This is a genomic window from Pelagibius sp. (assembly GCF_028281305.1).
GTDB lineage: Bacteria > Pseudomonadota > Alphaproteobacteria > Kiloniellales > Kiloniellaceae > Pelagibius.
In genome coordinates this window covers 1-7,354 of sequence record NZ_JANQKD010000058.1, presented here as the reverse complement: position 1 = coordinate 7,354, position 7,354 = coordinate 1, and the positions used below count along the sequence as shown (strand labels likewise).

The 7,354-nt window shown below is 62.7% G+C and carries 9 protein-coding genes; 2 read left to right on the top strand and 7 right to left on the bottom strand.

What is annotated here, in order from left to right:
* Nucleotides 1-17: 17 nt before the first annotated feature.
* Nucleotides 18-113: a tryptophan-rich sensory protein gene (locus tag Q0982_RS23850; protein WP_367575448.1), complete on the top strand. Its 96-nt coding sequence runs from the start codon at nt 18-20 to the stop codon at nt 111-113.
* A gap of 30 nt (nt 114-143) precedes the next feature.
* On the opposite strand, the gene Q0982_RS12720 is transcribed toward Q0982_RS23850, so the two are convergent.
* From Q0982_RS12720 to Q0982_RS12700, 5 genes are all read right to left on the bottom strand, one after another.
* On the bottom strand, nt 144-1,160 hold the full coding sequence (locus Q0982_RS12720; protein ID WP_299396104.1) for an ABC transporter substrate-binding protein: 1,017 nt from the start codon (nt 1,158-1,160) through the stop codon (nt 144-146).
* Between the two features lie 52 nt (nt 1,161-1,212).
* On the bottom strand, nt 1,213-1,713 hold the full coding sequence (locus Q0982_RS12715) for a universal stress protein (protein WP_299396102.1): 501 nt from the start codon (nt 1,711-1,713) through the stop codon (nt 1,213-1,215).
* A gap of 47 nt (nt 1,714-1,760) precedes the next feature.
* The gene (locus Q0982_RS12710) at nt 1,761-3,101 is read right to left on the bottom strand and encodes a TRAP transporter large permease (RefSeq protein WP_299396100.1); all 1,341 of its coding nucleotides are present in this window, start codon (nt 3,099-3,101) and stop codon (nt 1,761-1,763) included.
* Nucleotides 3,102-3,202: 101 nt separating this feature from the next.
* On the bottom strand, nt 3,203-3,733 hold the full coding sequence (locus Q0982_RS12705; RefSeq protein ID WP_299396097.1) for a TRAP transporter small permease: 531 nt from the start codon (nt 3,731-3,733) through the stop codon (nt 3,203-3,205).
* Between the two features lie 111 nt (nt 3,734-3,844).
* A complete protein-coding gene (locus Q0982_RS12700) occupies nt 3,845-4,858 on the bottom strand; it encodes a TRAP transporter substrate-binding protein (protein WP_299396095.1) in 1,014 nt (337 codons plus the stop codon).
* Nucleotides 4,859-5,128: 270 nt separating this feature from the next.
* Here Q0982_RS12700 and Q0982_RS12695 point away from each other — a divergent pair, with 270 nt between their 5' ends.
* Nucleotides 5,129-6,052 carry a LysR family transcriptional regulator gene (locus tag Q0982_RS12695; protein ID WP_299396092.1) on the top strand — a complete coding sequence of 308 codons (924 nt, stop codon included), beginning with the start codon at nt 5,129-5,131 and terminating at the stop codon, nt 6,050-6,052.
* 26 nt (nt 6,053-6,078) lie between these two features.
* Here Q0982_RS12695 and Q0982_RS12690 read toward each other — a convergent pair whose 3' ends face one another.
* Together Q0982_RS12690 and Q0982_RS12685 are read right to left on the bottom strand one after the other, a co-directional pair.
* The gene (locus tag Q0982_RS12690) at nt 6,079-6,618 is read right to left on the bottom strand and encodes a GNAT family N-acetyltransferase (protein WP_299396090.1); all 540 of its coding nucleotides are present in this window, start codon (nt 6,616-6,618) and stop codon (nt 6,079-6,081) included.
* A gap of 252 nt (nt 6,619-6,870) precedes the next feature.
* Nucleotides 6,871-7,354, bottom strand: a 484-nt coding sequence (locus Q0982_RS12685; protein ID WP_299396087.1) for a substrate binding domain-containing protein, incomplete at its 5' end; no start/stop codon positions are given.

Here is a 7,354-nt window from a genome sequence, read left to right as displayed (position 1 = left end):
CCCTCTCCTTTGCGAAGATCCTGCGCGCCGCCGGCTGGCTGTTCCTGCCCTACATCCTCTGGCTCGGCTACGCGGGTGCCCTCAATCTCGCCATCTGGCAGCTGAACAGCTAAGGGGGTTGCCGGCTCGACGTAGCCGACTGCCTACTGAGCCTTCTCATAGAAGCTAGCGTCCACGGTAGCGCTGTAGTCATCGAGAGCGCGTTCGATCTCACCCTGCTGCTGGAAAAAGTCGGCCACCTCCTTCAGAAAGGTCTGGACGCCGCCGCCCATCCAGCGCTCGGTCAATTGATCGTCGCGAGTGTAGAAGTCGAAGAGCGACAGCACGATGTTCGACTCCCTGAGGCTGAGGCCCGCGGCCTCGGCGATCAAGGGTTCGGCCTCCTTCGGGGTGCGGTCAAGATAGTCGATCGAGCGGTCGGTCACAGAGAGGAACTGCACGACGAGGTCCGGGCGCTCCGCTGCGAAGGCGTTGGTGACCGCGATGACGTCGAAGGCGCGGATGCCAAGACGGTCCTGTTCGTTGGCCGAGAGCAGCTCCCAGCCGTGACCCTTCATGCGGCGCAGCGGGCCGCCCCAAGAGCAACCCATGGCGAGTTCGCCGCGGATGAAGGAATCGTCGATATCATGGGGCGACATGTCGACCACATCCACCTTGCCGACATCCACCCCCAGAAACACCAGGCTGCGCAGCATCTTGTAGTGGGTCACGGTATTGAGGGGCACGGCCACCCGGCGTCCCTCCAGTTCGTGCGCATTGGCGCGGTCGATGGCCTCTTTTTTGTAGATGACGCAGTTGTCGGCGCCGCCGGTATCCACAGCCACGCCGACCACCTTGATCGGCGCTCCTGCCGTCACCGCCAGTGCGAAGGGGACCACGCCCATCGAATAGGCGATCTGCACCTCGCCGGCCACCATGGCCTCTGCCATCTCGACACCGGTGTTGAAAGCGCGCCATTCGATCTCGACGCCGAGCTCCTCGTCGTACCACTTCTCGCCCTGCGCCACCTGGTTGGCGGTCGGCCACTCGCGGAAATAGGCGACCGTGACCTTCTCGGGCTCGGCGGCAACAGCGAGGCCCGCCGAGGCGATCGGGGCCGAGACCGCAGCCAGGCCTGCGATCAGGCCGGCAATCAGAAATGAGGCGACTGTCGTTTTCATTTCTCTTCCTCCCGCGCTTGGCTGACCCCCGTCTCGCTTAGGCGCGTTTCCGTCAGCGTTCTTCCGAATCGATCAGAGGGACGATGAGCGTGGGCACAAGGGAGCGGCGCAGAACGCTCTTGGCGACCGAGCCCAGAAAGGTGTGGGTCAGACCGCGCTCATGCGAGCCCATGATGATGAGGTCGCAGTCGTGCTTCTTGGCGGTCTTGAGGATTTCCTCGGCCGGATAGGATTCGCAGACCGTGATCGATTTGATCTGGGCGCGCACCTTCTGGTCTTCGCCACTCTGCGTGGACCAGAAGGCCTCCTGGCGTTCCTCCATCAGCTTCTTTGCCTTGTCGACGCGCAGGCCGAGGATTTCATGGCGTTTCTTCTCGTCGAGCAGGTAGGCCTGGAGTGTGAAGGCGGCATCGTCGGAAAGCTTCTCCAGAACGTGCAGCAGGTGAATATCGGCCCCGGTCAGCTTCGCTAGATAGGCCGCATAGCCAAAGGCGATGAGAGCGTTCTGCGACAGGTCGGTGCTGTAGAGCACGCTTTTGACTTGGTGTTGCATCGAATCCTTCCTTGCCGCTGCGCAGCGGCCATCGACAATGACGCCGCTCAGTAACCGAAGACCCGGGGCAGCCAGAGAACGATCTCGGGGAAAAAGGCGATCACGAAGACGGCGATCGCGTTGACCGTCGCGAAGGGCAGCGCCTTGATCGAGATCTCCTCGATAGAGGTGTTCGAGATGCCGGAGGCGATGAAGAGGTTCTCGCCCAGAGGCGGTGTCTGGAATCCGATGCCCAGCGCACAAACCATGACCACGCCGAAGTGAATGGGGTCGATACCCAGGCTATAGGCGATCGGCAGCAGCACCGGCGTCAGGATCAGGATGGTGGCAAGGGTCTCCATGAACATGCCGACGAAGAGCAGGAACAGGATCAGCATGCCCCAGATCAGATAGATGTTGTCGGTGGCGCTCAACATCGCCTCGGCGATGATGGCCGGGATCTGGTTCTCCACCAGCAGGCGCCCGAAAACCGTCGCCGTAAAGAGGATCAGGAGCACCCGCCCGGTCAGCCAAGTTGTGGTTTCCAGCGACCGGAAGACTGCCTTGAGATCCAGTTCCCGGTAAACGAAGAAGCCTATGACCAGCGTGTAGAAGATCGCAACGATGGCCGCTTCGGTGGGCGTGAAGAAACCGGAATAGATTCCGCCCAGGATGACCACAGGGGCCAGGATCGCCCAGAAGCCCTGGTACATCGCGCAGAAGACGTTGCGCAGGGAAAAGCCCTCCGCGGAGCCCGCGTAGCCGCGCCGCTTGCAGATGATGTAGTTCATGATCAAGAGGCTGCCGGAGATCACGAGACCAGGCAGCACGCCGGCGATGAAGAGCTTGGGGATCGAGACCGATTGGAAAACGCCGTACTTCTCCACCGCTTCAGGGGGCGGCGGCATGCCCAGCGCGGCGATGCCGAAGATCACCATGGGGATCGACGGCGGAATGATGATGCCGAGGCTGCCGGAGGACGCGGTGATGGCCGAGGCGACGCCCTTGTCGTAGCCGCGGTCGATCATCGCCGGGATCATCAGCATCCCGACCGCAGCCGTGGTCGCCGGACCGGAACCCGAAATCGCGCCGAAGAACAGGCAGGCAAAGACCGTCGCCGCCGAGATGCCACCGGTAAAGGGGCCGGCAAAGCTCTCTGCCACATGGACAAGACGCCTGGAGATGCCGGCTGCCTCCATCAGCGCGCCGGCCAGAATGAAGGCCGGCAGCGCCATCAGCGGAAAGGAGCCGACCGAAGTGAACGCGATCTGGACGAACTTGATCGGGTTCTCGTCCAGATAGATGAAGGAGATCATGGCGGAAACGCCCAGCGCCACCGTGATCGGTGCCCCCATAATCAGGAGGATCAGGAACGTTCCGAACAGGATTAAGACGATGGTCGATTCCATGAAACGACTCCCCTAGTCGCGGACATGGTGTCCGTGGCCCCTTCGGGCGCCCGGGTCACCGCCCACCCCCAACAACCCCCGGGGCAGCGGCGCCGACTTGTTTATTGGCCTTCTTTGATCATCTTCTCGACCTCGGCCTTCTCCGGATCGCGGACGTCCACGCCCTTGACGAGCTTCATGTAGTTCGCCTGGAGAATGCGGATGGTCATAAGGGTGAAGGCGATCGGCAGGATCAGGTAGATGTACTTCATCGGCACACCGAGCGTCTGCGACTTCCAGAAGAGGTTCATCTTGAAGAAGACGAAATTGAAGCTCAGGTAGACGAAGTAGACGTTGAAGGCGATCCAGAAGAGGTCGGCGATCGCCTCGATGGTGTTGGCCACCTTCTTGGGCAGCTTGTTGAACTGAAAGGTGACGCGGTTGTGGGCATAGAGCTTCGCCGCGTAGCTTGCCCCGAAGAACACGAACCAGACAAACATGTAAGTCGCCAGTTCCTCGCTCCACGAGAAGGAGTAATTGAAGAACTCGCGCGAAAGGATTTGGGCGAAGAGGAGCGTTACGAAGATAGCCAGCAGGGTCCGGCAGATGTAGCTCTCGATGTTATCGAGAAAGTGAAAGATCTTGCGCCCCATCCTCTTGCCTCCTCTGCTTAGCGGGATGCGCCCTTGACGGCCTGGCGGGAGGAAACCCGGACCGAAGGACGCATCCCCAACAAGCCTAGCGAACCGTAACCTGCTTGCTCATCAGTTGACGGTCGGCCGGCCGAGCGATGTCAGGATCGCGTTCAGCTTATCCTTGCCACCGATGCTGTCGTAGAACTTCGGCCAGACGGTCGTCGTCGCCGCTTCGATCCATTCCTTCTCTTCGTTGGCGGGATCGACGATCTCCATGCCCTTGGCGATCAGGTCTTCCTTGAGGCGCGCCTCGGTGTCAGCCAGGTATTGGGCGCTGAACTGCGTTGCCAGCGTGCCGGCCTCGAGGATCGCGTTCTGCACCTCTTCCGACTGCTCCTGGAAAACCGATTCACTGACGATGATGGGCTCCAGCAGGAAGAGGTAGCGCAGATTGGTGATGTACTTCTGCACCTCGTAGAACTTCATCGCGTGAATGGTGATGTAGGGGGTGTCCTGACCGTCGACCACACCCTGCTGCAGGGCGGTAAAGGTCTCCGACCAGGCCATTGGCGTCGGGTTGTTGCCCCAGGAATTGTACGTATCGATCATGATCTCGTTCTTGGGAACGCGCACCACGACATCCTGTAGATCGGCCATCGTCTTGATCGGCTTCTTGGAGTTGGAGAGCACCCGGTAGCCGGCATAAGACCAGGCGACGATGCGCACACCGGCATCGCGGATGGTGTTCTCTGTCAGCTCCTTGCCGACGTCGCCCTGGGTCAGCTGCACCGCCTCGTCAAGGCTGAGGATCATATAGGGCAGCGTCAGAACGCCGACGGTCGGCGAAAAGGGCGTGATGTTGTTGATGGCGAGCACCGAGAAGTCCAGGGTGCCGATGGCAGCGTCGTTGACCGTGTCCTGCTCGCTGCCAAGCTGGCCGTTATGGAACATCCTGATGCTGTGGTCGCCCCCGGTCAGCCGCTCGAACTCCTCGACGAACTTCTTGCCGGCCGCGTCCTGGGTGCCGCCCTGGGCATCGCCCAGCGCCATCTTGAAGTTTTTCGCCGCCACATCGTCGCTGGCAGTGAACAGCAACGCCACGGCAAGGCCGGCCGTCGCCAACAGTTTTCCCGCAACTCTCATTTGAGCCTCCTTCTTTCTTCCCGAGGATTCAGGCGGCCTGCGCAAACACCGCTGAGCCGCATGCACGAGCTGGGCTTTGGGCGTGTAAACTGTTGATTGCATAGGAAATCGCCCCGCCCAGTGGTCCCGCATTTCGTTTTGGCCGTGGCCGCTTGTTGCGGGCTTGCCGGCTCGATTTATCGGACCATATGAGCAAACGCTATCACGACCCCTATGTTTCACGTATACTCACCTTTAGAATATTAGTTTCATAAGAATGAAACATAGGCCATGACCCGGAAGGCGCTTCTCGGTCGCGTCAGCGACGTCGATATCCGGCTGCTCCGTGTCTTTCGCGCGGTGGTGGCCTGCGGCGGGGTGTCAGCCGCGGAGTTGGAACTGAACATCGGGCGCTCCACCATCAGCCGGCATCTGACCGACCTGGAAACCCGGCTGGGCGTAAAGCTCTGCGACCGTGGGCCGGCGGGCTTCGCGCTGACGGTCGAAGGCCAGCAGATTTTCGAGGCCTCCACACACCTGGTCTCCGCCCTCCACACCTTCGAAGCCAGCGTGCATGAAGTGCACCAGCGCCTGAGCGGGCGCCTGGCCATCGCCCTCTTCGACAAGATGGTCTCCAACCCCGCTGCCAAGATCTCGGAGACCATCGAGGAGTTCGACCGCATCGCCCCGGAGGTGATCATCGAGATCCACAAGGACCCGGTGAACGTTATCGAAAGCGGGCTGCTGAGCGGCCGTTTCGACCTGGCCATCACGCCCACCCACCGCCAGTCGGGAAGCATGGACTACTTCCCGCTCTACTCGGAGCAGATGTATCTCTATTGTGGACACCATCACCCGCTGTTCGGGCGCGGCGACGCCGAAGTGACGGCGGTGGACGTCGGCCGCTGCAAATACGCGGGCATCGGCTTTCACTCGCTGAACATGATCGTCAGCCACAACCTGCACCTGACGCGCCACGCCGACGTCTACGATGAAGAGGCCATGGCTGCGCTGATCCTGTCGGGGCGCTACCTCGGCTTCCTGCCCGACCACTATGCCGAGCCCTTCGTCCAGACGCGAGAGATGTGGCGGCTGCGCCCCGACATATACCACTACCAGAGCGATCACGCCGCCATCCTGCGGCGTTCGCCCAGGCCCTCGCGGCTGGTGAAAGAGTTCCTCGGCTGCCTGCAGCGGGCCCACGGCACAGCCTGATCGTCAGACGCCTAAGCGATCAAAACTCAGGCGACGGAGCGGCGAAGACGCCTCCGCGAAGGTGCCCCGGCTTTGCCGGCGCGGGCGATGACCCCGTAGACCTCCTCCAGGGCGCCGGCCGCCAAAGCCTTCACCTGAAAGCGCTCCGGCTCCACCGGGCCGGGCAGGGAAAGGCCTGCCGCCGCAGCGGAGGAGAAGCCGAAGGCACCGTAGTAAACCGGGTCGCCGACCACGACACAGATCCGGTGCTTCTTTTTCGCCGCCGTCTCCAGACTATGGGCGACCAGGGCGCGGCCGATGCCGCGGCCCTGCTGCGCCGGTTCCACCGCCAGGGGGCCGAGCAGGATCGCCGGCGTTTCGTCGATGCGGATCGGCCAGTAGCGGATCGAACCCAGCAGCCCGCCGTCCTCGGCGACGGCGGAAAAGCAGAGCTCCGCTACCGGGTCGATGCCCCGGCGCAGGCGATAGACCGTGCGCTTGGTCCGGTCGAAGCCGAAGGTCCGGTCGAGAAGGGGGGTATTGAGGGCGGCGTCGTCGGGCCGCTCGGGCACCAGGGTGAAGGTCATGATCTCTTGTCCAGGATGGCCGGCCCCGTCGTGTCGGGGGGAATGGCGCAGGGAAACTGCAGGCGTGAGGGCGCGCGCAAGGCGCGGGGGCTCAACGTCGTCGTCGCAGTCTCTCCTGGGTCCTCAAGGGATCGTCCCTTTCCTGCAAAAGCTCCGCTGCTGCAGCGCGAATCGCCAACGTCAGCAACGGCCTTGGGCGCGTGCCTTATCACAGTTCGCTAAAAGATGCCAGTCCCGCCCCATCGACCGGATTCACGGCCGCGCGCGCAGGAGCGCTTCCAGGCCCTGGTCCCAATAGGGCTCCGGGCCGAAGCGTTCGATCAGGAAGTCCACAAATGCGCGCACCTTGGCCGAGAGGTTGCGGTGGTGGGGATAGACCGCATAGATGCCCTGCTCGCCCAGGGGAAAGCCGCACATCACCGGGACCAGGCGGCCGCTCAGCAGGTGCGGGCTGACGATGAAGCTGGGCAGCAGGGCGATGCCCATGCCGGCCAGGGCGGCACTGCAAAGCGCATCGCCGTTGTTGGCCAGGAAGGGCCCCTTCACCTTGACCCGCAGCGGCCCGCGCGGCCCCTGGAAGCGCCAGAGATCGCGCTGGTCGACGTTGGAGTAGATCAGGCAGTCGTGCTCGGCCAGCTCCGCCGGCTGGTGCGGTTCGCCGCGGCGTGCCAGGTAGTCCGGGCTGGCGCAGAGCAGCGCGCGGCTGGGCGCGAGGCGGCGGGCGATGAGGCTGGAG

Bases quoted from the DNA above. Each gene is read 5' to 3' on its own strand.
- Q0982_RS12715 (WP_299396102.1), bottom strand. From the start codon at position 1,713: ATGCAACACCAAGTCAAAAGCGTGCTCTACAGCACCGACCTGTCGCAG.
- Q0982_RS12700 (WP_299396095.1), bottom strand. From the start codon at position 4,858: ATGAGAGTTGCGGGAAAACTGTTGGCGACGGCCGGCCTTGCCGTGGCG.
- Q0982_RS12720 (WP_299396104.1), bottom strand. From the start codon at position 1,160: ATGAAAACGACAGTCGCCTCATTTCTGATTGCCGGCCTGATCGCAGGC.
- Q0982_RS12690 (WP_299396090.1), bottom strand. From the start codon at position 6,618: ATGACCTTCACCCTGGTGCCCGAGCGGCCCGACGACGCCGCCCTCAAT.
- Q0982_RS12695 (WP_299396092.1), top strand. From the start codon at position 5,129: ATGACCCGGAAGGCGCTTCTCGGTCGCGTCAGCGACGTCGATATCCGG.
- Q0982_RS12710 (WP_299396100.1), bottom strand. From the start codon at position 3,101: ATGGAATCGACCATCGTCTTAATCCTGTTCGGAACGTTCCTGATCCTC.
- Q0982_RS12705 (WP_299396097.1), bottom strand. From the start codon at position 3,733: ATGGGGCGCAAGATCTTTCACTTTCTCGATAACATCGAGAGCTACATC.